At 41.6% G+C, this 21,775-nt stretch carries 20 protein-coding genes and 1 pseudogene; 12 read left to right on the top strand and 9 right to left on the bottom strand.

Going from position 1 to position 21,775, the window contains the following annotated elements:
* Window position 1: 1 nt before the first annotated feature.
* On the bottom strand, window positions 2-1,726 hold the full coding sequence (locus CYL18_RS07665) for an ABC transporter ATP-binding protein (RefSeq protein ID WP_104848903.1): 1,725 nt from the start codon (window positions 1,724-1,726) through the stop codon (window positions 2-4).
* 208 nt (window positions 1,727-1,934) lie between these two features.
* Between CYL18_RS07665 and CYL18_RS07660 the strand changes: the two genes are divergently transcribed.
* Window positions 1,935-3,698 carry an ABC transporter ATP-binding protein gene (locus CYL18_RS07660; protein WP_104848902.1) on the top strand — a complete coding sequence of 588 codons (1,764 nt, stop codon included), beginning with the start codon at window positions 1,935-1,937 and terminating at the stop codon, window positions 3,696-3,698.
* Between the two features lie 41 nt (window positions 3,699-3,739).
* Here CYL18_RS07660 and CYL18_RS07655 read toward each other — a convergent pair whose 3' ends face one another.
* Entirely contained in the window at window positions 3,740-5,041 is a 1,302-nt protein-coding gene (locus CYL18_RS07655; protein WP_104848901.1) for an NCS2 family permease, read from the bottom strand.
* Window positions 5,042-5,318: 277 nt separating this feature from the next.
* On the opposite strand from CYL18_RS07655, the gene CYL18_RS07650 reads away from it, so the two are divergent.
* The gene (locus CYL18_RS07650; RefSeq protein ID WP_104848900.1) at window positions 5,319-5,981 is read left to right on the top strand and encodes a response regulator transcription factor; all 663 of its coding nucleotides are present in this window, start codon (window positions 5,319-5,321) and stop codon (window positions 5,979-5,981) included.
* A 207-nt stretch (window positions 5,982-6,188) separates the two neighbouring features.
* A complete protein-coding gene (locus CYL18_RS07645) occupies window positions 6,189-6,416 on the top strand; it encodes a hypothetical protein (protein WP_104848899.1) in 228 nt (75 codons plus the stop codon).
* A 72-nt stretch (window positions 6,417-6,488) separates the two neighbouring features.
* Here the strand turns inward: CYL18_RS07645 and CYL18_RS07640 are convergent, their stop codons facing one another.
* Entirely contained in the window at window positions 6,489-7,349 is an 861-nt protein-coding gene (locus tag CYL18_RS07640) for an EamA family transporter (RefSeq protein ID WP_104848898.1), read from the bottom strand.
* A gap of 309 nt (window positions 7,350-7,658) precedes the next feature.
* Here CYL18_RS07640 and CYL18_RS07635 point away from each other — a divergent pair, with 309 nt between their 5' ends.
* A complete protein-coding gene (locus CYL18_RS07635; protein ID WP_104849069.1) occupies window positions 7,659-9,248 on the top strand; it encodes a catalase in 1,590 nt (529 codons plus the stop codon).
* A gap of 307 nt (window positions 9,249-9,555) precedes the next feature.
* Complete coding sequence (locus CYL18_RS07630; RefSeq protein ID WP_104848897.1) at window positions 9,556-10,068, top strand: DUF6376 family protein; 513 nt, start codon at window positions 9,556-9,558, stop codon at window positions 10,066-10,068.
* Window positions 10,069-10,359: 291 nt separating this feature from the next.
* Here the strand turns inward: CYL18_RS07630 and CYL18_RS07625 are convergent, their stop codons facing one another.
* Window positions 10,360-11,889 carry an FAD-dependent oxidoreductase gene (locus CYL18_RS07625; RefSeq protein WP_104848896.1) on the bottom strand — a complete coding sequence of 510 codons (1,530 nt, stop codon included), beginning with the start codon at window positions 11,887-11,889 and terminating at the stop codon, window positions 10,360-10,362.
* Between the two features lie 177 nt (window positions 11,890-12,066).
* On the opposite strand from CYL18_RS07625, the gene CYL18_RS07620 reads away from it, so the two are divergent.
* The 3 genes from CYL18_RS07620 to CYL18_RS19095 all read left to right on the top strand — a co-directional run bounded on the left by CYL18_RS07620 (window position 12,067) and on the right by CYL18_RS19095 (window position 13,387).
* On the top strand, window positions 12,067-12,864 hold the full coding sequence (locus CYL18_RS07620) for a type II toxin-antitoxin system SpoIISA family toxin (RefSeq protein ID WP_161497100.1): 798 nt from the start codon (window positions 12,067-12,069) through the stop codon (window positions 12,862-12,864).
* Between the two features lie 47 nt (window positions 12,865-12,911).
* The gene (locus CYL18_RS07615; RefSeq protein WP_104848894.1) at window positions 12,912-13,094 is read left to right on the top strand and encodes a hypothetical protein; all 183 of its coding nucleotides are present in this window, start codon (window positions 12,912-12,914) and stop codon (window positions 13,092-13,094) included.
* Window positions 13,095-13,207: 113 nt separating this feature from the next.
* Entirely contained in the window at window positions 13,208-13,387 is a 180-nt protein-coding gene (locus tag CYL18_RS19095; RefSeq protein ID WP_146102829.1) for a hypothetical protein, read from the top strand.
* Between the two features lie 48 nt (window positions 13,388-13,435).
* Here CYL18_RS19095 and trhA read toward each other — a convergent pair whose 3' ends face one another.
* Window positions 13,436-14,083 carry a PAQR family membrane homeostasis protein TrhA gene (trhA, locus tag CYL18_RS07610; protein WP_104848893.1) on the bottom strand — a complete coding sequence of 216 codons (648 nt, stop codon included), beginning with the start codon at window positions 14,081-14,083 and terminating at the stop codon, window positions 13,436-13,438.
* A 201-nt stretch (window positions 14,084-14,284) separates the two neighbouring features.
* Window positions 14,285-16,666, bottom strand: coding sequence for a DUF6359 domain-containing protein (locus CYL18_RS07605; protein WP_104848892.1), 2,382 nt, complete (start codon window positions 16,664-16,666; stop codon window positions 14,285-14,287).
* A gap of 350 nt (window positions 16,667-17,016) precedes the next feature.
* Here CYL18_RS07605 and CYL18_RS07600 point away from each other — a divergent pair, with 350 nt between their 5' ends.
* The 3 genes from CYL18_RS07600 (at window position 17,017) to CYL18_RS07590 (ending at window position 18,449) form a co-directional block, all read left to right on the top strand.
* A complete protein-coding gene (locus CYL18_RS07600) occupies window positions 17,017-17,475 on the top strand; it encodes a LytTR family DNA-binding domain-containing protein (protein ID WP_104848891.1) in 459 nt (152 codons plus the stop codon).
* On the top strand, window positions 17,472-17,882 hold the full coding sequence (locus CYL18_RS07595) for a DUF3021 domain-containing protein (protein WP_104848890.1): 411 nt from the start codon (window positions 17,472-17,474) through the stop codon (window positions 17,880-17,882). Before CYL18_RS07600 ends, CYL18_RS07595 begins: the two co-directional genes overlap by 4 nt.
* A gap of 129 nt (window positions 17,883-18,011) precedes the next feature.
* Window positions 18,012-18,449 (top strand): GNAT family N-acetyltransferase, encoded by a 438-nt coding sequence (locus CYL18_RS07590; RefSeq protein ID WP_104848889.1) that lies wholly within the window; start codon window positions 18,012-18,014, stop codon window positions 18,447-18,449.
* A gap of 55 nt (window positions 18,450-18,504) precedes the next feature.
* On the opposite strand, the gene CYL18_RS07585 is transcribed toward CYL18_RS07590, so the two are convergent.
* A complete protein-coding gene (locus tag CYL18_RS07585) occupies window positions 18,505-18,834 on the bottom strand; it encodes a hypothetical protein (RefSeq protein WP_104848888.1) in 330 nt (109 codons plus the stop codon).
* A gap of 308 nt (window positions 18,835-19,142) precedes the next feature.
* Here CYL18_RS07585 and CYL18_RS07580 point away from each other — a divergent pair, with 308 nt between their 5' ends.
* On the top strand, window positions 19,143-20,609 hold the full coding sequence (locus tag CYL18_RS07580) for a UDP-N-acetylmuramoyl-L-alanyl-D-glutamate--2,6-diaminopimelate ligase (RefSeq protein ID WP_104848887.1): 1,467 nt from the start codon (window positions 19,143-19,145) through the stop codon (window positions 20,607-20,609).
* A gap of 61 nt (window positions 20,610-20,670) precedes the next feature.
* Here the strand turns inward: CYL18_RS07580 and CYL18_RS07575 are convergent, their stop codons facing one another.
* On the bottom strand, window positions 20,671-20,955 hold the full coding sequence (locus CYL18_RS07575; RefSeq protein ID WP_104848886.1) for a hypothetical protein: 285 nt from the start codon (window positions 20,953-20,955) through the stop codon (window positions 20,671-20,673).
* 252 nt (window positions 20,956-21,207) lie between these two features.
* Window positions 21,208-21,771, bottom strand: a pseudogene (locus tag CYL18_RS07570) (DUF3898 domain-containing protein); the annotation flags it as partial.
* Between the last annotated feature and the right edge of the window lie 4 nt (window positions 21,772-21,775).

Raw genomic sequence — 21,775 nt, 5'->3', positions numbered from 1 at the left:
CTCACGCGATCTCCTCCTCGGACAATTGGGATTTGACAATCTCTTGATAGGTTGCATTCATCCTCAGCAGCTCTTCATGGGTTCCAATTCCCATTACATTGCCGTCATCGAGAACGATAATCCGGTCTGCGTCCTTCACGGTAGATACACGCTGAGCTACAATGAGGACAGTGGAATCGCCTGTCTCTTTTTTCAAGGCTTTGCGAAGATTAGCATCCGTTTTGAAATCAAGGGCAGAGAAGCTGTCATCAAATAAATAAATCTCCGGCTTTCTAACGATCGCCCTTGCGATTGATAAGCGTTGTTTTTGTCCGCCTGAAACATTTGTTCCGCCTTGTGAGATAAGACTGTCAAAACCATCGTTCATCGCGGAGATGAAATCGAATGCTTGAGCGACCTTTGCGGCATGAACGATTTCCTCGTCTGTTGCCCGTTCATTGCCAAAACGGATATTTTCCTTCACCGTCCCGGTAAAAAGAACGGCTTTTTGCGGAACGAGGCCAATCTTATTGCGCAATACCTCTAGCGGATAATCACTTGCTGGAACCCCATTAATAAGGATTGAGCCTGAGCTTGGTTCATAGAATCGGGGGATTAATTTCAATAAGGTGGATTTGCCAGAACCTGTTCCGCCAATAATAGCCGTGACTTCCCCTGGTCTTGCAGTAAAGGAAAGGTTTCTTAATGCTGGCTTTTCGGCACCTGGATAATGAAAGCTGACATCTTTGAATTCAATCGTGCCAGCCATACGGCTCTCATGATTGGCAGGCTTTTCTTCGATGCTTGGCTTAATGGCGAGAACCTCATTGATTCTTGAAGCTGAGGCAGATGCCCTCGGAATCAGGATGAACATCATTGACAGCATGACCATGGAAAACATAATTTGCATGGCGTATTGCAAGAAGGCCATTAAATCCCCGACCATCATATTCCCGGCATCTATCTTGATTGCGCCAAACCAGACGATGGCAATCGTTGTGAAATTCATGACGAGCATCATAAAGGGCATGAGAACAGCTATAAGCTTATTAACCTTGATAGTCGTATCACGCAAATTAGCATTAGCTTTTCGAAAACGGTTCTTTTCATAATGAATCCTGTTAAAGGAACGAATGACGCGAACGCCCGTTAATCCTTCCCGCAATACTCTGTTCACTGCATCTAAACGTATCTGCACCTTTTTGAAGAGGGGAATTCCGCGCCAAATGACGAAGGCAATCCCTGTGAGCAGGAGGGGGGCAGAGATGACAATGACACTTGATAAGCCAGGATTAACGGATACAGCCATAATGACTCCGCCAATCGCCATCAATGGCGCCGATATCATCATGCGAAGAATCATGTTTACCACGACTTGAATTTGGGTGATATCATTGGTTGTCCTTGTGATTAAGGAAGCTGTCCCGATTTGGCCAAATTCAAGAAGGGAAAACCCTTCAGCATGTGTGAATACCTTTGACCTAAGCATTTTTCCGAATGACATAGCAACTTTAGCGCTGAAATAGCTTGCGCTTACAGAGCATATCGTGCCGGCAAAAGCGACGAGCAGCATCATCCCTCCGATTCTCAAGATGAAGGGAATATCATGCTTAATGACACCTGTATCAATAATCTTGGCCATTAAAGTTGGAAGGTAGAGCTCGGCCATGGATTGAATGAATACTAGCCCGATGACTAAAGCAATGGGGCCCTTAAATGAAGTTAAATAACGAAATAATTTCCGCACCTCTTACAGCTCCCTTGATAAGTTCGTGCCAATGGTTTGGACGAACAGCTATAGAATATAGTAAGTATGTGCAGCAATGAATCTTCCTATCCTGTATTACTGCAGCTGGTGAGGATTGGCATAGAGCGAGTGATTTATATTTTTTGAAGGTATAATGGAGGTAAGTGGAATTAAATAGACCGAGCGGGAAAGGAGCGAGAAACAATCGTTGAAAAAGGAAAATAGCCGAAAAGGCAGTTATCGCCGATTTATCCGGCTGATTCATCAATCAAATCCATCCTATGGGCAGCTTGGGATTGCCCTTATATTAAGTATCTTGACGACGCTTGTTGGGTTAACAATCCCTATCCTGACGAAAAACCTCGTCGATGGCTTCAGTGTTTCAAATCTAACTGCGGGACAGGTGACGGGAATTATTGCTGTCTTTCTTCTTCAGGCAGTATTAAACGCATATTCAACCTATGTTCTTGGGCTGAATGGGCAAAGAATTATCGCAGGCTTAAGGGAGCTGCTCTATCAAAAGTTAATTAAGCTGCCCGTCTCATTCCTGGATAAAGTCGGTTCTGGTGAGATGGTCAGCAGAATGACAAATGATACGATGGTTGTGAAGGAGTTGATTACGACTCATTTAATTGGCGCCATCACCGGAATGATTTCCGTCATCGGATCGATTATCATCTTGTTTGTGATGAACTGGAGGCTTACCTTATTAATCTTCATTGTATTCCCGGTAGCAGCAGCCATACTGATCCCGATTGGAAGGTATATGCTCCATATATCTAAGGAAACTCAGCAAGAGACAGGCAAGTTTACAGGGGTATTGAATGAGGTCTTGCCAGAGGTAAAGCTTGTGAAGGCTTCAAACGCAGAAGGAATCGAAACGGCCAGGGGAAAAGAAGGGATCATGCGCTTATTTAGGCTGGGCAAAAAAGAGGCTAAAGTCCTTGCCTTAGTATCACCCATCATCACGCTTGTGCTGATGGCTGCATTGGTAGGAGTCATTGGCTACGGGGGGATGCAGGTTTCAAGCGGCATCATCACGGCGGGTTCATTAGTGGCGTTTATCTTATATTTATTTCAAATTATCATGCCAATGGGGCAGATCACGACGTTTTTTACTCAATTGCAAAAATCCATTGGTGCGACAACCCGTATTATTGAAATCTTGAATGAAAAGGAAGAGGTATTGACTGAGGGAGCGAAGCTTGAGGATGCAAAACAGCCGATTCGATTTCAGGATGTATGCTTTGGCTATGACGATGGAGAACTGATTCTAGAGGATATCCATCTAACCATTGAGGCAGGAAAAGTGACCGCTGTCGTAGGTCCGAGCGGGAGCGGAAAAACAACTTTATTCAAGTTGCTTGAACGATATTATCAGCCAACCTCAGGAGGCATTTTTATAGGGGAGCGCAAGATTGATGAGTACTCCCTTCACTCATGGAGAAGTCATATCGGCTATGTCTCGCAGGAAAGCCCGCTTCTTGGCGGCACGATACGAGATAATATTACCTATGGCATTGAAAGAGAAGTGGAGATGGAGGAGTTATTGTATGCCGCAAGGATGGCGAATGCCCTGGACTTTATTGAACAATTCCCCCTTCAATTTGATACAGAGGTAGGGGAGAGAGGGCTGAAGCTTTCAGGCGGACAGCGCCAAAGGATTGCTATCGCTCGGGCCCTTCTTCGTCAGCCTAGCCTATTGATGCTTGATGAGGCAACATCAAGCCTGGATAGTGAATCCGAGCAGCTCGTGCAGCAAGCCTTGGAGAAGCTGATGGAAGGAAGGACGACATTGATCATCGCCCATCGGCTGTCAACGGTCATTGACGCCGACCAGCTGATATTCCTTGAGAAGGGGAGAATAACAGGTGTTGGCACACATCATGAGCTCATGCAATCACACGCTCTTTATCGCAAATTTGCCAATAGGCAATTTAAGCTTAATGACGAACTAAGAGATAAAGCGTAAAAAAGCTCTCATCCTGCGGGGATGAGAGCTTTTTTTGCTGATTAGTGCGAAGGGAACCAAATTAACTGAATTAAGAATAATACCGCAAACACATAGATAAGCACTGGTACTTCTTTCCCTTTGCCTTTGAACAGTTTAAGCAACGGATAAAGGATAAATCCAAACGCAATCCCTGTTGAGATACTAGAAGTCATAGGCATGGTCAGGATGATGATAAAGGCTGTAAATGCCTCGTCAAATTCACCCCAGTTGATTTGCGCCAAGTGACCCATCATGAAGCAGCCAACAATAATCAAAACAGGTGATGTAATGGCAGCCAAGCTAGAAATAGCCGAAATGAATGGGAAGAAGAACATCGCTAAGACAAACAAGCCAGCGACAGTGACAGCCGTTAATCCGGTTCTTCCTCCTGCGGCAACGCCGGTAGAAGATTCAACATAGGCTGTTGAAGGGCTTGTACCAAACATGGCCCCTAGAGTTGTAGCAATAGAATCGCCTAGGAAGGCCTGCTTCGCTCTTGGCAGTTTTCCGTCTTTCATTAGTCCTGCTTGTTCAGATACAGCGACCATTGTTCCGGTTGTATCAAAAATCGTGACTAGCAAGAAAGAGAATACGACAGCAAATAACCCATTCGTGAATACTCCTGCGATGTCCATATCAAAGAAGACAGGCATAGGAGGCAGTGATGGAATTAAATCAGATCCAGTTAGTTCAAGCATCCCTGTGAAATAACCAATCACGGCCGTGATAATCATGCCGATGAAGAAAGCACCAGGCACATTTCTTACTAATAGAATAAGTGTAATGATTAAACCGACAATCGTTAAGAGCGGCAGCGGAGCCGTCAAATCACCAAGGCCCACTAGATTGCTTTCATTAGCAACCAAAATCTGTGCCTGCTTTAGACCTAGGAAAGCAATGAATAAGCCAATCCCTGCTGAGATCCCATGTTTAATGGCAGGGGGAATGGAAGAGATAATCATTTCACGAAGCTTTGTAAAGCTCAATAGGATAAAGAGCAATCCGGCAATAAATACCGTGCCAAGAACTACTTGATAGCTTAATCCGTGCGCTCCGACTACTGTAGCAAAGTAGGCGTTCAAGCCCATACCTGGAGCTATAGCGATTGGGTATTTTGCGAATAAACCCATAATCAGCGTACCGGCAACGGCCGAAATGATCGTAGCCATGAAGACTTGGTCAAATGGAATTCCAGAGGAAGAAAGAATAGCCGGGTTAACAATAACAATGTAGACCATTGTAAAGAAGGTAGTAATCCCTGCTAGGACTTCCGTTTTGACAGAAGATTGATGTTTTGAAATAGAAAAGAATTTTTCGAGCAAAATGGAAACCTCCAAAATATATTTCGTCTAAATCCGAACGTTTGTAACGACCCTTAATATATTATTCGTTTTTTATTCGAAATTCAAGTCGTATTTTGAGAAAAATATGGAAAAGAGGGTTTAAAAAGTGAAAATCCTTTGAGTAACTCGGTATTATTTTTATCCAATAATGATAATTTGATTCCTTAAACTGCTTTAAAATCCATACATTATGTATTATATTTATAAAAGTTATATCAAAAAAGTTATTGGTTATTTAGTTAAGAGGTGATTTGTCATGAGAATGTTAATATTAGAGGATGAGCCAGTAGCAAGAGCAGTTCTCAAGAAAAGATTGGAACTTCAAGGATACAAGGTGGATGAATTTGATGATCCAGAAGAAGCCATCATTGCTTGTGATCAATATGACTACGACCTGTTAATATTTGATATTACCATTCACGGAGCCATAATTGATGGATTGGAAGCAGCCTCGATTATAAGGAGAAAGAAAAATATACCATTCATTCTCGTGACAGGTGCGGATTCATCTGATGCCAGATTAAGAGGGCTGCAAGAGGGTGCGCTGCTTTATTTTACAAAACCATTCAGTTACAAGGAACTTGTATTGAATATCAAAAATCTAATGGATAATAGGGTAAGAAAAAGCCATGAATATATCCATGCAGGACATAAAATAGAACCGTTGAAAGGAACGATTACGCTAAAGGATGGGTCGGTTGAAACGCTATCAAAAATTCCGATGCAGGTATTAACGTACCTTCTCGACCATAGAGATCAGATTGTTACAAAGAAAGAATTATGGGAAGCTATCTGGTCTGAGCATGGAGAGATGAGCGAAGATATTATCAATACGACCATTAATCGTATCAGGAGAAAGCTGGGACGAGAAATCATCAGCACGATTAAAAATGTCGGCTATGAGATTCGGGAATATTAAAAAAAGCGTATTCGCACATCCAGTGATGTATATAGCCTGCTGCTTGGCGGTGGTGAATTTTTCCGATTTATACGACTAATCTGACCTGCTATATAACAGTCAGGTCCATTTTTCTAACAGTTTTGTTAGTAATCCATTATCATAAAAAATAGTGTGCTAATATTAAATCATGATTTTTTAGCATCGTTTTTTATGAGGTGGTTTTTAATGGAAAAGATTGTAACTAACACAGGTTTGAAAAGCATGATTGGAATTGAAATCATAAAAGCGGAGCGGAAGGTTGACTTTTCCGTTACTGCAGATGTCTATCAGCAGAAAATTAAAGAGTATAAGAGAGCTAAGCGATTAAAGCAGCTGCTGAAAGAGTTTGACAAAGGGCAAGAATATATTACGAAAGAATTTGAACAGCTTTCAGGGAGAGAAATAACCCTTTAAACCATAAATCATTGTCCATTTTAGAAAACCCCCTTGGGATGAATAAATCCCAAGGGGGTTTTGCATTTTGACTTATAGAATGAGGCAAATCGTGCCGGCCGTAATGACTAGGCCACCAATGATTGTGTTTTTCGATAGCTTTTCCTTTAATACGATGACGCCGAGAATCATCGTAAGAACAGTGCTGAATTTATCAATCGGCGCAACAATTGAAACTCTGCCTAGTGAGATAGCCCCGAAATAACAAAGCCAGGATAAGCCAGTCGCTATTCCAGAAAGGATGAGGAACAGGAAGGATTTTCTCGTGATTTTCCTTATCTCATGGGTTGTGCCTTGCCAAAAAACAATTCCCCAAGCAAAGACGAGGATAACAATCGTCCGAATAAACGTAGCAAGATTGGAATCAACATTTTCAATGCCAATCTTGGCGAGGATACTTGTTAAGGCAGCGAAGACAGCGGACATGAGAGCAAGAAATATGTATGACTGTTTCAGATTGACATTCTTTTTCTTCTTTGTTCTTCCAATGAGGATGAATGTACCAATGCTGATTAAAAGACCTCCTATGATAACCATTGGGGCTGCAGGCTCTCCAAGAATGATGAAGGAAAGGATGATAGTCAAGACAATGCTGGATTTATCGATAGGTACGACCTTTGATACATCGCCGAGCTGGATGGCTTTGAAGAAGCAAAGCCATGACAAACCAGTCGTCAGCCCTGAGAGAATAATGAAAGTCCATGATTTAATGGATATGGAAGTTACCATATGCCAAGTGTCCGTTATGAGAACGACTATAGCTGCCATGATAAGAACAACGATTGTTCGCACAGCTGTGCCAAGATTGGAATCAACATTTGTGATGCCGATTTTGGCCAGAATGGAGGTTAAGGCGGCAAATACCGCTGCCAAAAGGGCAAGGCTAATGGTCATGTTTATCATCTCGTTTACATTTATTAGCTAAATTAACTAATGAGTACTATACAGGAAAAAATCAAAAATATCACGCTGTCTTTAAGGAATTCCTAAATGCCGGGATAGATACAGGGACATTATAAGGACTTGATTAATAGGGAGAAAATCAGTTTAAAGAAATTCCAGATTCAATCACATTATTAGCAAAAAGTATCTTAAAAGGTAAAAAATAACTAAGAATAAGTTTATGTTATTTCCCCAAAGGGAAGTGAGGAATGATGCTAACTTTTTAAAGGGTGAATACTAGTGGATCGATCAAAAGACGAAATGAATCAAAATCAAAACGGAAAAGAAAATCGGCAGGAAGATGCACTGACCAATCGTCAAGGTCATAAGATTACGGATAATCAAAATGTCCGGACGGTTGGAAACCGCGGTCCTATGACCTTAGAGAATTATCATTTCCTTGAAAAAATATCGCACTTTGACAGGGAGCGAATTCCAGAGAGGGTCGTCCATGCAAGAGGAGCCGGTGCCTATGGCTATTTTGAAGCCTACGGAAAAGTTGGGGACGAGCCAGTCTCTAAATATACCCGAGCGAAGCTGTTCCAGGAAGCTGGGAAGCAAACGCCGGTTTTTATTCGTTTCTCCACAGTGACGGGTGCCCGTGAATCGAGCGAAACGGCTCGTGACCCGCGCGGCTTTGCGGTCAAATTCTATACAGAGGACGGGAATTGGGATTTAGTCGGTAATAACTTAAAAATCTTCTTCATCCGTGATCCGCTTAAATTCCCAGACATGGTTCATGCGTTTAAGCCTGACCCGGTCACAAATCTTATGCATCCTGAAGGAATGTTTGATTTCTTCTCTAATTCACCTGAAAGCATCCATATGGCTACATTCCTGCACTCTCCTTGGGGGATACCAGCGAATTACAGACAAATGCAAGGCTCAGGTGTCAATACGTATAAATGGGTGAACAAGGATGGGGAAGCCGTTCTCGTTAAATACCATTGGGAGCCTAAACAAGGAATCAAAAATCTTACCCAGGCAGAAGCAGAGAAAATCCAAGCCACTAATGTTGCGCATGCGACACAGGATTTGTATGAAGCAATTGAGCGCGGTGATTATCCTGAATGGGAGCTATGCATGCAAATCATGAGCGACGATGAGCATCCTGAATTAGACTTCGACCCGTTAGACCCAACAAAATTATGGCCGCAGGATCAGTTCCCATTCTTGCCTGTCGGAAGAATGGTGCTCAATCGTAATCCAGTTAATTATTTTGCTGAAGTTGAGCAGGCAGCTTTTGGTACAGGGGTACTCGTGGATGGGTTAGATTTCTCGGATGATAAACTCCTGCAAGGACGCACCTTCTCTTATTCAGATACACAAAGATACAGGGTTGGCCCTAATTATCTTCAATTGCCGGTTAATGCACCGAAAACGAAGGTAAGGACAAATCAATCCGATGGTCAAATGACCTATTCCGTTGATTTTGCCAATGAATCTAATCCTCATGTCAATTATGAACCGACTAATCTCGGCGGATTCGCTGAAGCAGAAAAAGAAGGGAAAGATCACGAGCCTCATTACAATGAGCGTCTTGTCAGACAAAGAATAGAGCGGGCTAATGATCACAAGCAAGCAGGTGAAACATATCGTAATTTTGAGGACTGGGAAAAAGATGATCTCATTAACAACCTAGTCAACGCTCTAAAGGTATGTGCCCCAATCATCCAAGAAAAAATGATCGAGCACTTCACGAAAGCGGATGAAGAATATGGCCGCCGAGTGAGGGAAGGCTTGGCAAATGCCTTGAAGGAGATGGAACAGCAGGATGTCACTAGCTCTCCTAAGGCTGATGAAGCTGTGAAAAAAGCGGAAGACATGGGACATGATGCTGAACCATATTAATAAGTAAGACTCTTTGAATCGCGAAGATGATAAAGTCAATTGAGAAAGCTGAGATACCTTATAGAAGCTGCTGTCTGTTTTTACAGGCGGCAGCTTTTTCATTTCCTTAGCCATGATAATTGTTGCAGTGGAGAAGCGGGAATATCGTGAAGAAAACTTACTAAATGGATCTACAATCGTTATTTTTGGTTAATTGATTATCCTTATGTTTGAGCAATTATAGCGCTTCTTACTTCCGAAAGTTGTAAAATAGTTATATGGTTTGGCGCAATTCATTTATTAAATTTAAAAAGGATATAAACATTCATTGTTGCTTGAAGAGAGTGTTTTCAATAAATATTTTGTCTTACTGACGAATGAATGGGGGAAAAGAATGAAGAAATTATTATCTATGCTTGTTTTGCCCATGGTCATTTTTCTAACGGGTTGTTCAGCAATAGAAGAAGTATCAGATTCTTTGAATTATGTGACGGAAGCGACAGATTACATTGATGATTTAAATCAATTCGCAGACGAATTACCTGCTGTTGCAGAAGCCGCCGTAACCGATTTGAATTCAAAAATCCAATTAGAAGAATTACTAACGGAAATGCAAAGCGAAATTGAAGGGTTTAATGTACTTGAAGCACCAGCTATGTTAGATGATATCCATAATCAGGTGGTCGAGCATAATAAGGAACTAACAAGCAAGATTGAGCTGTATTTAGAAAAAATCGAGACGGGAACATTAAGCACAGAATTACTTTCGGAGATTGGTTTATTGGAGGAAATAGCTGTTTATAATGATCTGTTAACCGAAATGAAGAAGTTAAGCGAATAATACTCCCCGCTATAATATGGTATGGAGATGATATCAAACATAAAATTGATATAAATCCACGTAACTAGTATGGGAGCTGTCTATAGGGGACAAGTCCCGAGCTGTGAAGAATGTAGTAACGGTTATCTTAACGAAGAGGCGTATATGGTAACATGAAATTTGAAGTTGCAAGCTGGAAATGCCCGGCTTGAAGGAACAAACGCTCATGATAAACAAAGAACCCTATCAGTTGACCTTTTTTCAAAGTGTCTATCTGATAGGGTATTTTATATGTTCTCAGTGTCTTTTTAGCTAATTGAGCTTTTTTAACGGGTCAACGGCAGGACCTTCGAGTACCTCCCCATTAGTGTCAAAGCGCGAGCCGTGACATGGACAATCCCATGAGCGTTCGCCGCTATTCCAGTTTACCTCGCAGCCCATATGGGTGCATGTCGTATCCAAGATGCATAAAGAGCCATTCTCATCTCGGTAAGCACCGGCTCGCTTGCCCTTGAATTTTATATGACCGCCTTCATTTGGTTTTAAATCATTTGGATCAACATCATCTGGACTTATTTTTCCTTTGATTAATTCCTTGGCTACATTTGCATTCTCCTTCACGAAGGTTGAAGCACTCTGCAGGTTTGTCTCAGAACGGCTTGGTGAAAACAATTCTTCATACGGATTTTCCTGGTCAGTTGCTAAATCGCATAGAAGCATGGAGGCTACGGCGCCATTTGACATCCCCCATTTTCCAAATCCTGTCGCAATGAAGAGGTTCTCCTTTGATGAGGAATATTGCCCGATATACGGAAGCTTATCCAAGGTAACCAAGTCCTGTGCTGACCATCGGTAAGGAAAATCATCTACGGTGAAATAATCCTTTGTGAAGGATTCCAGAGCGTTATAACAGGATAATTCATCTTCAGATTGACCTGTTTTATGGCTTTCTCCGCCAATGAGCAACAGCTTCCTTCCATCATAATCTGTGTAGCGAAGTGAGCGTGTAGGCTGATCAGCACTAATATACATCCCGTCTGGAATTTCCTCTTCAACCGTTGCCGCGACGATATAGGAGCGCATCGGGTGGAGCCTGGAGAAATACAAGCCCAACATATCGTAAAAAGGATAATGAGTGGCTATGATGATTTTCTGTCCGCTTATACGATGTCCATTTTTAAGAATCGCATGAAGGCCAGAATCATCTTCTTCAATATCTTTGACAGGTGACTGCTCATAGATGGCTCCGCCTAATTGTTCGAATGAAACTAACAAATTGCTTAATAGCTTGAGTGGATGAAACTGAGCTTGCCCATTCATCGATACAGCTGATTTAATCTGGAAAGGAAGCGGCAATTCGGAGAGAAGCTCTCCATCAATGCCAAGCTTCTCGTATGCCTTGAATTCAGCTTTGATTTTTTCATCATACTCGTCTGTTACCGCATAGGTGTAGGCTGTCTGCTCTGAGAAGTCACAATCGATGTTCTCTTCCTTTATGACTTGTCTTATATAATTCAAGCCATCCATATTTGCTTTATAGTAAAGTTTTGCAGCCTCTTCGCCTGATTTTCGAATAAGCTCATCATAGAATAGGCCATGCTGGGCCGTTATTTTGGCTGTTGTATGTCCTGTCGTTCCATAGAGGATTCGGTCTGCTTCAAGCAGGATGACTTTACGCCCTCTTTTGGCAAGTTCGTAAGCAGACAGGACACCAACGATACCTGCACCGATGATGACGATTTCTGTTTCGTTATCCTTTACAGCCTGGGGGTAAGAGTGCGCTTCCTTGCGGTCGATATATTCTGTCCAATAAGATTTTGAATACGTTGGGATCTTCGACATAATGCACCTCCGGTTTTCCAATATAGTTTATACATTACCCATGATTTCCTAAAACAATCAAAAATATGGAAGGGACATGTCTAAAAACCAATCGAATGTCCTACTGCTATGACAATTCATATGTTGGTAATTAATGGTACAATGGAGTTGTTGAATACAAATTCAGGGGAGATGCTGATGGTAGGGAAAATTTGCGTTGCACTCATCGTCCTATTTGCGATTTATTCTTGCTTGAGCGCGATACTGAAGCCAAGTCAATTTGACTTGAATTTAAAGAAACACAGGCGAATATTATATACAATCTTCATTGCAACAACTGGCAGCGGGGTCGTTTTTGGGGGTCTTGACCTTGATGATTGGCCATATGTCGTGAGCTTGGCATCCATTGTCGTGTTTACTGACTTAGCTGTCCTTTTGACACCTAGCATCTTGAGAATTTGGCAGGCTGAATTTCTGAACGGATCCGAACTCCTTGAAGAAACGCTGAAAGAGAATGAGCGGCTGATCAGAGACACAATGGCAAAGGTTAGCTTTATGTCCTACTTGGTACAGGATGCGATTTATTACTTCGCAAAGAAACCAATACCTGAGACGAATGAAGAGTATATGACTGAACTTGAACAATATTTGCAGCAATATGGAGACCGTTTTGGACTAATGCTCGATGTACGGCAATATGATATTAATTATAGTTCGGACCTGGAGGTTTCTATCCAAGAGAAAATTCGCCAGGAGCTGCTGCTTATGAATGATATTCATAATATAGGGTTGGAGGAATCAAAGCTTGAAGAGTATATTGCCTCCATCTATAACAGTGAAATCATCACTCTTGAGGAGGAGGAGACCTTCATTGTCCCTATACAGCTTCCCGAGTACCACTTCATTGTCGTAATTAAGAAGGGGAAAGGCAGTCCAATTGAAATAGACGGGATTCATGCGGCAAATTTGGTACATATATATGATTCATTTATGTAAAATGATGGTATAATAATAGGAGGATGAATTGGCTAGGGGGATTCGAAATGAAACAAAGACGAAGAGAGCGGATGAATATCGAGACGGTAAATCAGTCGGACTTACTCGCAAGCGGTTCTTCAATTGGCGTCAAGCGGACACATCTCTCCAATAAGTCAATGAGCAAGCAGACAAAAAGATTAAAAGAGCTGAATAAAAAGGCTTTAGCCTATATTCAATCGGTCAAATAAGGACCAATAACAAAGATTTTAAGGTGCGGGATTCCTTTGATTCTGCCCCTTTTTTGTTTCCCTATGACTTTACATACAATTGATAACAAAATATTAGTGGGTATTCTCATTAATTGAGCATAACCTATAGAAAAGCAGCGAAGAATGGAGCAAGAAGGCGAGTGGGAACAAGAAAAGAAGAAAATAAACTAAAGAAAAAGCCGTATACGACATTGGCACGCAATCCAAAGATGCTGAAAAAGAATAAAGAGGCGCTCAAATGGCTGAAAAGCATCCGCGGGCGGCTTGGCTAACCTAAAGAAAAGGACTCCAGATCACTCTGAAGTCCTTTTTTGATGTGGTTATGACCAAGGCAATAAATAGATAAAAATACAGAGGAAGTGACAGGCACTCCCGGCTAGAACAAATAGGTGCCAAATGGCATGGTGGTGCTTAAATCCCCGCCATACATAAAAAACAGATCCAGCTGTATATAATATGCCTCCAGTGACCAGCAAGACAATTCCATTAGGGGCGAGAAAGACAGTCAATGGCTTCCAAGCAAAGACAATCATCCAGCCCATGACAATATACAGAATGGTAGAGAACAGCATATATTTCTTCACGAAGAAGGATTTAAAAACCGTACCGCCAAGAGCAATTCCCCAGACAATCCCAAAGATTGTCCAGCGTGTCCATCCGTCAAGGGCAATGAATAAGAAGGGCGTATACGTACCGGCAATAAAGAAATAGATAGAGGTATGGTCGAAAATTTGGAATAGGTCCTTTAGTTTTCCTTCAGGCAGGCTATGGACGAGGGTAGAACAAAGATACATTAATAGCATGGTGCTGCCGAAGATGGTGAAGCTGACCACATGCCAAGCTGTTCCGTATTGGGCAGAATAGCTGATCAACAACACGAGTGCAGCTATGCTCAGCAAGGCTCCTAAGCCATGAGTGATCGCGTTGACGATTTCTTCCTTTTTCGTAAAGACATGGGTTTCATTCATTTTGATTCCTTCTTTCATTGATAGGTCGTAATATACATATATATATATTTTGTCTTAGATATTGTTAATATGTAGTTATGGATACTACATTATAAAGTATAACGCGTATATTAAAAGCGGTCAAGGTATATGAAAGCAAAAAAAGAAGAGAGGGCATGTCGCCTTCTCTTCTTCTATTAAGACTGGTCAATAAGGTTCGGTCTACTTCAGCATGGTCTGAATTAAGACAGGATCATGATCGCTCGCACGCCCATGCTCTTCCATGAAAGCTGCATTAATATGGACAATATCTACAGCTGTTCGAAGTGTAAGTTTTTTCGATACCAGGATATGATCAAGCACTTGTAAATTGCCTTGATAGGCATAGGTGTACCGGTCAATCGAAGGGATAAGGTCAATCATATTTGTCATTTCCTTGCCTTTTAGGGTGGTGAGTGTCTCCGTGAATTCAAAGTCATTCATATCACCAAGAGCGATTATATTCGCATTTTTATCTTGAGACTGGATATCCTTGATGAACTGGTTGACGATGCCGGCAATTTGAATGCGCTGTTCCTCGCTCGATAAGACAGCTGGCTGTGTTTTTCCGAATAAAGGTAGGTCGCCACCCTTGGAATTAAAATGATTCGCAATGACAATCACGTCATCTCCATTAAACGTGAATTGAGCGGCCAGCGGTTTGCGGCTCTCAGAAAATGCATCATTTTCAGGGTCGATGCGCCCAGGATTTAAGGTGAGCTTTCCGTCCTCATAAGCTGTTGCCTCATTTGCGGTCCCTTTTGGAGCGTCCACAAGAGAGACGCGTTCAGGGTTATAAAGGAAGCCGACGCGAATATTGGCGCCAGGTGCTCCGCCGTCTTCATTATTGTTTGGAGCAATATCTGTATAAGCATAGGTTGGTCCGCCCAGTTCCTTGATCTTATCAATCAATGCCTGATAGCTTGCACTTGCATCCGTATTGCCGCTGTTGGTTGCACCGTCATTGTCCTGCACCTCTGTCAGCCCAACAATATCCGGCTGATTTAAGTTTTCAGCAATTGCTTTGGCAAGCTTCATTGTCTTTTCCGCACCTGTTTTTGGGGAGAAGTTCTCGACGTTATAAGAGGCGACAGTGAGCTTCTTCGAATGCTCCCTAAATTTTGTTTTCTCTTGTTTTAGGCCGCCTTCCTTTAAATCCGGTAAGCTATCTCGGTCTGAGAAAATCTTGTAATTGCTGAATCCGTAACTAACGACACCCGTGATATCTCCAGTAAAGGAATCGCCTGTTTTTGTTACGAAGGAAGAGTCATCAATATCAATGATTAAACGTTCTGGATTATAGTCATTCTCAGAGATCCTCAGTCCTCCGGCTAAAGTATTTAAGAGTGTGTATTTGGAGACGACATATAATTCGCCATAATCCTGTGGAGCGATAACCTTAGGCTTTGCCACCTTTACGAGCATCCCCTCCAGGCTTTCGTAATAATCAATACCGTCCTGCCATGGATCAAAGCTTTTGAATTGGTCGTTATCGATAATCCTTGTCGGCTGTCCTTTAAGCGGGCTAATTTCAACTGGTTTTGGCAGCGCTTGTCCTGCAGCTGTAACCGTAATGGCAGTAGCGTTGATTTCTGTCACGGGAAGGTCGGTCTCTAACTTTTCTGCGTATCCTTCCAATACCCATTCCTTCACCTGTCCACTTACCTTTACAGCGTCACCGGAAGAGAGGCCATGGTTCCGTTTATAGACAAGAATTCCCTCTGAAGTGGATGGGTTTTTGTCAGGTGTAATCGATTGGATATATACATTGTTTGCATCAGCAACATAAGTAACAACACCTTCAACATCAGCTACATATTGATTCTCATAAGGGGAGTAATGGGATGACCCCTGGATATCATGAATGTCTAAACCAGTTAAAGCGATATAGTACGCAAAAGAGGTTATTTCACTATTCTTTAAGCCATCAGCTATTACAACTGCTTTGATGGTTGTATCCTTTGTAATTTGAATTGGTCCAGCGTAACGAGTGCTGTCTTCGGTCGGATCAGAGCCATCGATTGTATAATATATGGCGCTGTTCTCTGTTTCGGTTGTCAAGATAATTTCCGTCCCTGAAGTGACGGCTCCGGGAGTGACTGAACTCACAGGAGCTGCAGCCTGCGGAGTGGGTTCGCCTTCCTCTATAAACATGAGGGCAGATGGGCTCTTTAAGCCTGGGACAGTGAAATAAGGTTCGAGATTACCAGTAACTTGAACTTTGCTTCCGATAATGTCCGGATTCGTTTGCAGGCCGAACTCGGCTCGATAACTTGCTGGAAGCTGAACAGGCAAAAGCTTCGCGTTATCTCGTTCATTTGGCGAATCAGCTAAGGCAATATTAAAATCATTGCCAAATGGAGCTTCGAAATCATAGCTGTTGCTAGCTGCTGTATGAGCGACAATGTATCCGCTTACGGTAGCCTCCCCGGAATTATTGGCTATTGCTTCTGCAACCGAAATGGGGGCTGCTGCCTTTGATCCTGTCGCTGGGATCAGGAGGGAACAAATGAGAAAAAAGAGTAAACCAGGAATGAATACACGGTTCTTGACAAACGTTGGCATGTGACACGCTCCTTTAAATTTTTTGCCATATCATCCATATACTACAAAATACTCATAAATCAAGACAGTGTGGGAAGAATCATCTTTTGTCTAATTAATGGTTAGAGTGTATGCGGAAAGTAATGGGTAATATCACTTATGTTTCTGAAGGTTCTCCTTTTGTATGGCAAATAACTTAGTCCGAAGGGATGGGGAGAGAATAGCTAACTGCAGGTGAACCGCCATTTTTTGCAGGATATCACCTATTTCATACCACATATAGCAAGAGGGATGACTTTAAAGGAGAATTTCCTTACCATTGGAATAGAAAGGAAATAAACAGATAGGCAGGCAAGAGGGGGAGTATAGTTTTGAGGCTGATTTTAAATATTGACAAAGAATTCAAAGAAACGAAAGTGACGATTGAAGCACCTGAGATTAATGAGGATGTCCAAGGGGTTATGGATGTTGTCAAAGAGAGGGAACGTCCATTTTTAATCGGAAGAAAGGGAGAAATGCAGCATATATTAAACCTTGCTGATATTCATCTCTTTCATTCAGAGAAAGATTATGTGGCAGCGGTGACAGCTGAAGGCTCTTTCTTAGTCAAAGAAAAGCTTTATGAGCTGGAGGACATCCTTCCATCACATACCTTCGTTCGTCTATCAAAATCAGCCATAGCTAATTTATATGAATTAAGCCGATTTGAAGCATCATTCAATGGAACACTCTGTGTTTACTTTAAATCCGGCAAAAAGGAGTATGTATCAAGAAACTATGTGCCAATCATGAAAGAAGCATTAAGAATAAACAGGAGGAAGTCTAAATGAAAACATTTCTTTATCGGAGCTTTATAGGGATTATTTTTGGAGGATTCCTTCATGTGCTGCTGGTTTGTATAGGAATCATCTCGACGAATGCTGAAACGATTAATGCAGAATCATTTGGGAAAAACGCAGCAGGTATGATGATATGCTCATGGTTTTTTACCGTCACGCCCCTCTATTTCGAAATAAGAAAATGGAATCTCATCCAACAAACCATGCTGCATTTTTTGACAGTTTGTGTGCTTTTCTTCCTTGTATCCTTCACGATTGGCTGGATTCCTGTCTCCATTTCGATCATAATCAAGCAGCTTTTAATATTTCTGGCTATTTACATCGTTAGCTGGACATTGTTTTTTCTCTATTTCAAATACCAGACGAAAATCCTCAATGAGAATCTAAAAAGATTGTAATCGCTTCCTATTTAATATCAGCCAAAAAAAGACAAAAAACCTAGCGGAAATTCACATTCAGTGTATAATTAGGAATGTGTCAGCTTGTTTGACCGATTATTTTTCTATGAATATATAGGAGGCAAGTGCATGACGATTATGACAGAAACAATTATGGAACTCATTTCGGTGGAACAGTGGGAAGAGGCCTATCCAATCATGAAGCAATTACGAACCGATTTGGATAAACATCAATATTTCGAATTGATGGATGAGATGAGAAAGGATGGCTATCGCTTATTCGCCTATTTTCAGGGGGAAGAGATGGCAGCGATTATTGGCATAAGCGTGCGTGTGAATTTCTATAATAAGCGTCATGTAGTTGTGCATGATTTAGTAACCACCGAAAAAGAGCGTTCGAAGGGCTTTGGAGAAAAGCTTTTGGCCTTTATCCATGAATGGGCAAAAGTGAATGGGGCTAAATATGTTGCCCTTGAATCTGCATTGCCTCGTATGGATGCACATCGATTTTATGAAGATAAATTTCAATATGATAAATGGTGCTATTCTTTTAGGAAAGAATTATGATCTATGTAAGACAATCGGCAGAAATTTATGGCCGATTGTTTTTTTATGTCCAAATTCAAAAAGATTGTTTCCAAATCATGGTCAAGGTTAAATAGGCGCTATTATTTGCAGGATTTTCCGGAAGGATTTTGACTACTATGGCTCCTGGTGTGAAACTTACTTGCGGCCGATGGGTAAGGGGCAGGCTGTCAATCATCGAGATGACTTGATCTTTTTTTCCTTCCCGGGCAAGCTCCATTAGTGTGCGTGCAAATTGTGGATTGGTATCGATTTGGTTGCTTATGGTATATAAATCTGTAATCATTTCCTTCGAAAGTCTTGCGGAATTCGCAAAAACTTCTGTATCAATGGGCGGATATTGCTGTCTTGAGTTCAAATTACTCATTCGTCGCGCCTCCTTTTTATTATTAGACCTATGAAGCTTATGGATTATCCTGTTCATTAATATAGGTATGCAAATGAATCCATTTGGGTGATATACCGCTTTAAGCGGCAGACCTTTTCACATTCTTTGCAATGAACTGAAGTAAAAAGGTTTCATTTGTGAAAAAAAGTGGAAATACACTCAAACAGAAGGGATTAGCATAAATAAAAGCTGAAATACAAAATATACGAATACATACAATCCGCGATAGATATATTAGTGGTTCAAAGCAGGATAGCTGTGGTAGGAGTGTTAAGGAGTTGCAGAATATGAAACTGAATCAACTGCTAGAAGGAATAATGAATGAACTTCCTGCTGAGGCAGGCTTAATAAATATAAAAGGCATTACAAATGATTCACGCGAGGTAGCTGAAGGGTATTTATTTGTGGCCATTTCAGGTTATAAGGTTGACGGACATGATTATATCGAGTCTGCGATTAAGGCTGGTGCGGCAGCTATTATAGGCGAGAAAGATGAAACGGGGATCAATATGGATATCCCATATATACGCGTTGCTGATGGCCGGAGAGCACTCGCAGAATTAGCAAGAAAGTTCTACAATCCTCACAAGGATAAAAAGACCATTATCGGTATCACAGGCACAAATGGAAAGACCACGACTTCTTTTATGCTAAAGCATATCCTAGAGCAAGCCGGGAGTACATGCGCTTTGTTTGGATCTGTTTATAACATCATTAATGGTGAAATAGAAGAGTCAACTGTAAATACGACAATGGATGCTCTTGCCATGCAAAAAGCCCTTCATAAAAGCAAGGATGAATATGTCATCATGGAAGTTTCCTCTCACGCCTTATCTCAATACCGTGTTGAAGGAATCGAATATGATATCACCGTCTTCACAAACCTCGATCACGATCATTTAGATTATCACAAGAATATGGAGGACTATTTCTTAACGAAAGCCAAATTATTTGAAAAACTTAAACCGGGCGGGAATGCCATCGTCCATATAGGTGATCAATGGGGCAGCAGGCTTGCCGGAATGCTTGCTGATGAAGATAGAATCAATCTTTATACCATCGGGAAAGTGAATGCAGATCTATGCATAAGAACAGGCAGCAGAAATGAAATGGAGTTAATTGAAGATTCAGGTCTCAGGCTGCCTATAGTCCTGCCCATTATGGGCAAGCATAATGGGCAGAATGCAGCTCTTGCCTACCAGGCTGCACGAACATTGGGGCTTAACCCTAATGAGATTATCGATGCATTGAAGAGCTTTATAGGTGTCCCGGGGAGATTTGAAGTACAAAAACTTCCGAATGGCGCTACATTTGTGATTGATTATGCTCATACTGGGGAAGCCTTCAGCCATTGCTTGAATACAGCAAGAGAAATGGGAGCGGAGCGGGTCATCCATATCTTTGGCTTCCGGGGTGACCGGGATAAAAGCAAACGAAAGAATATGGTTGATATATCAATGCTCTTAAGCGATTTTTATATTTTGACACTCGATGATTTGGATTCGGAATCTAAGGAAGAAATGGCCAATATCCTTCATAATCTTAACGCATCAAAAAAAGGCGTGGTCATCCTTGATCGCACGAAAGCAATTGAATACGCTTGCCGTCATTCTAATGCTGGAGATTGGATATTGATTACGGGTAAGGGAGATGAGAAATATCATTTATCCTATGCCCTGCCAACATCATCTGATAAGGAAACGGTCGAATATGTCGTGGGAGAGCAGGAACTGCGCGTCATGGCAAATGGGTGATAAAAGAATCAAAAGAAGATGGTACCCTAGGGGCCATCTTCTTTTTTTCTTGCTCCGGGTGTCACGCACGGTTACTTTTCATTATATAAAGGGCAGCAGCGATGATGATTGCCAGGATAAAACCGGCAATACTCATCATTAACATCAGCAATAAGGATATTCCTAACCCGATGTTCGCATCAATAGAAGGGTTTAGATATTCACTAATCAATAAGAATGAAGCCCAACCGCCGATTGCCAGATACGTTAAGATGACAGCATATAGACCAATTCTTGGCCCTTTTTTTATGACCTTCACCACGGATAGGAAGGATGCAATAAATAAGACATAAATAAGAATAGCCATTCTTTCACGCTCCTCTACATAAATTGTGTTCCGTATATATGGGTATCAAAATATTCAGTCCATTTCCATTGTAATTCTTTTTGGCAAAAATAGGAATGGTTAGTTAGCTAATTAATCAGAGACGTTCATAAACTGGACCTGGAATATTTCAATAGGCCTAAAGGGAACAGTTCAGTTTTTATGATTTATTTTATAGAAATTAAAAAGGATAAAATCACCGTCCAAACAGGTGTTTTATCCCTATCTTATCGTTTAAAACGTATTGGCCTCATAGGACTTCTTGCTGATCTTCTCAATTACCTGATGCAAATCATCTGGTTTATGGAATTCAATAGGGGAGAAGCCTTTTTCAAATAAAATCGTGTCAGCCTCAATAAGAAGAACATAACGGTTATTGATTTTCGCTAAATGAATGGTTTCGCCAAAATCAGCCAGCAACCCTTTAATGCTAGTACTGTCAAGCTTCATTTTAAGCTCTACTTCCGGTTCGCGCTCAACCAATTGGGCAGCTGCCTCGACAACCTGTTCGGTGGAGAGCTTCTCCTGCAGTTCACGCTTAGGACTGTCGGCCCAGATTTCAATTGACTCCTCAAATTGGCGTCTTTCCTCGCTTTCAGGCTCATATACCTCGCCGATATGCTCCTGCACCATTTCCATAACATGATTTTTCATGATTTCCTGTTTGGATTCTCCGTACTCCACGAATTTCAGGAAGTCTTCGAAATAGCGTGCATGAGAGGATTGGTGAATTTTTAGCTCACTTTCTTCAATCATACCTTCCTCCGGCATATGAGGGTACATGATGCTTTTCATGTTGATA

Origin of the sequence: Pradoshia eiseniae, from assembly GCF_002946355.1 — a bacterium.
Classification (GTDB): Bacteria; Bacillota; Bacilli; order Bacillales; family Pradoshiaceae; genus Pradoshia; species Pradoshia eiseniae.
This window is presented reverse-complemented; position numbering and strand designations above follow the sequence as displayed.

What these genes read in the sequence shown, in the direction of transcription:
- CYL18_RS07650 (WP_104848900.1), top strand. Translation starts at nt 5,319, where the DNA reads ATGAGAATGTTAATATTAGAGGATGAGCCAGTAGCAAGAGCAGTTCTC.
- CYL18_RS07645 (WP_104848899.1), top strand. Translation starts at nt 6,189, where the DNA reads ATGGAAAAGATTGTAACTAACACAGGTTTGAAAAGCATGATTGGAATT.
- CYL18_RS07640 (WP_104848898.1), bottom strand. Translation starts at nt 7,349, where the DNA reads ATGACCATTAGCCTTGCCCTTTTGGCAGCGGTATTTGCCGCCTTAACC.
- CYL18_RS07635 (WP_104849069.1), top strand. Translation starts at nt 7,659, where the DNA reads ATGAATCAAAATCAAAACGGAAAAGAAAATCGGCAGGAAGATGCACTG.
- CYL18_RS07625 (WP_104848896.1), bottom strand. Translation starts at nt 11,889, where the DNA reads ATGTCGAAGATCCCAACGTATTCAAAATCTTATTGGACAGAATATATC.
- CYL18_RS07620 (WP_161497100.1), top strand. Translation starts at nt 12,067, where the DNA reads ATGGTAGGGAAAATTTGCGTTGCACTCATCGTCCTATTTGCGATTTAT.
- CYL18_RS07615 (WP_104848894.1), top strand. Translation starts at nt 12,912, where the DNA reads ATGAAACAAAGACGAAGAGAGCGGATGAATATCGAGACGGTAAATCAG.
- trhA (WP_104848893.1), bottom strand. Translation starts at nt 14,083, where the DNA reads ATGAATGAAACCCATGTCTTTACGAAAAAGGAAGAAATCGTCAACGCG.
- CYL18_RS07605 (WP_104848892.1), bottom strand. Translation starts at nt 16,666, where the DNA reads ATGCCAACGTTTGTCAAGAACCGTGTATTCATTCCTGGTTTACTCTTT.
- CYL18_RS07595 (WP_104848890.1), top strand. Translation starts at nt 17,472, where the DNA reads ATGAAAACATTTCTTTATCGGAGCTTTATAGGGATTATTTTTGGAGGA.
- CYL18_RS07590 (WP_104848889.1), top strand. Translation starts at nt 18,012, where the DNA reads ATGACGATTATGACAGAAACAATTATGGAACTCATTTCGGTGGAACAG.
- CYL18_RS07585 (WP_104848888.1), bottom strand. Translation starts at nt 18,834, where the DNA reads ATGAGTAATTTGAACTCAAGACAGCAATATCCGCCCATTGATACAGAA.
- CYL18_RS07580 (WP_104848887.1), top strand. Translation starts at nt 19,143, where the DNA reads ATGAAACTGAATCAACTGCTAGAAGGAATAATGAATGAACTTCCTGCT.
- CYL18_RS07575 (WP_104848886.1), bottom strand. Translation starts at nt 20,955, where the DNA reads ATGGCTATTCTTATTTATGTCTTATTTATTGCATCCTTCCTATCCGTG.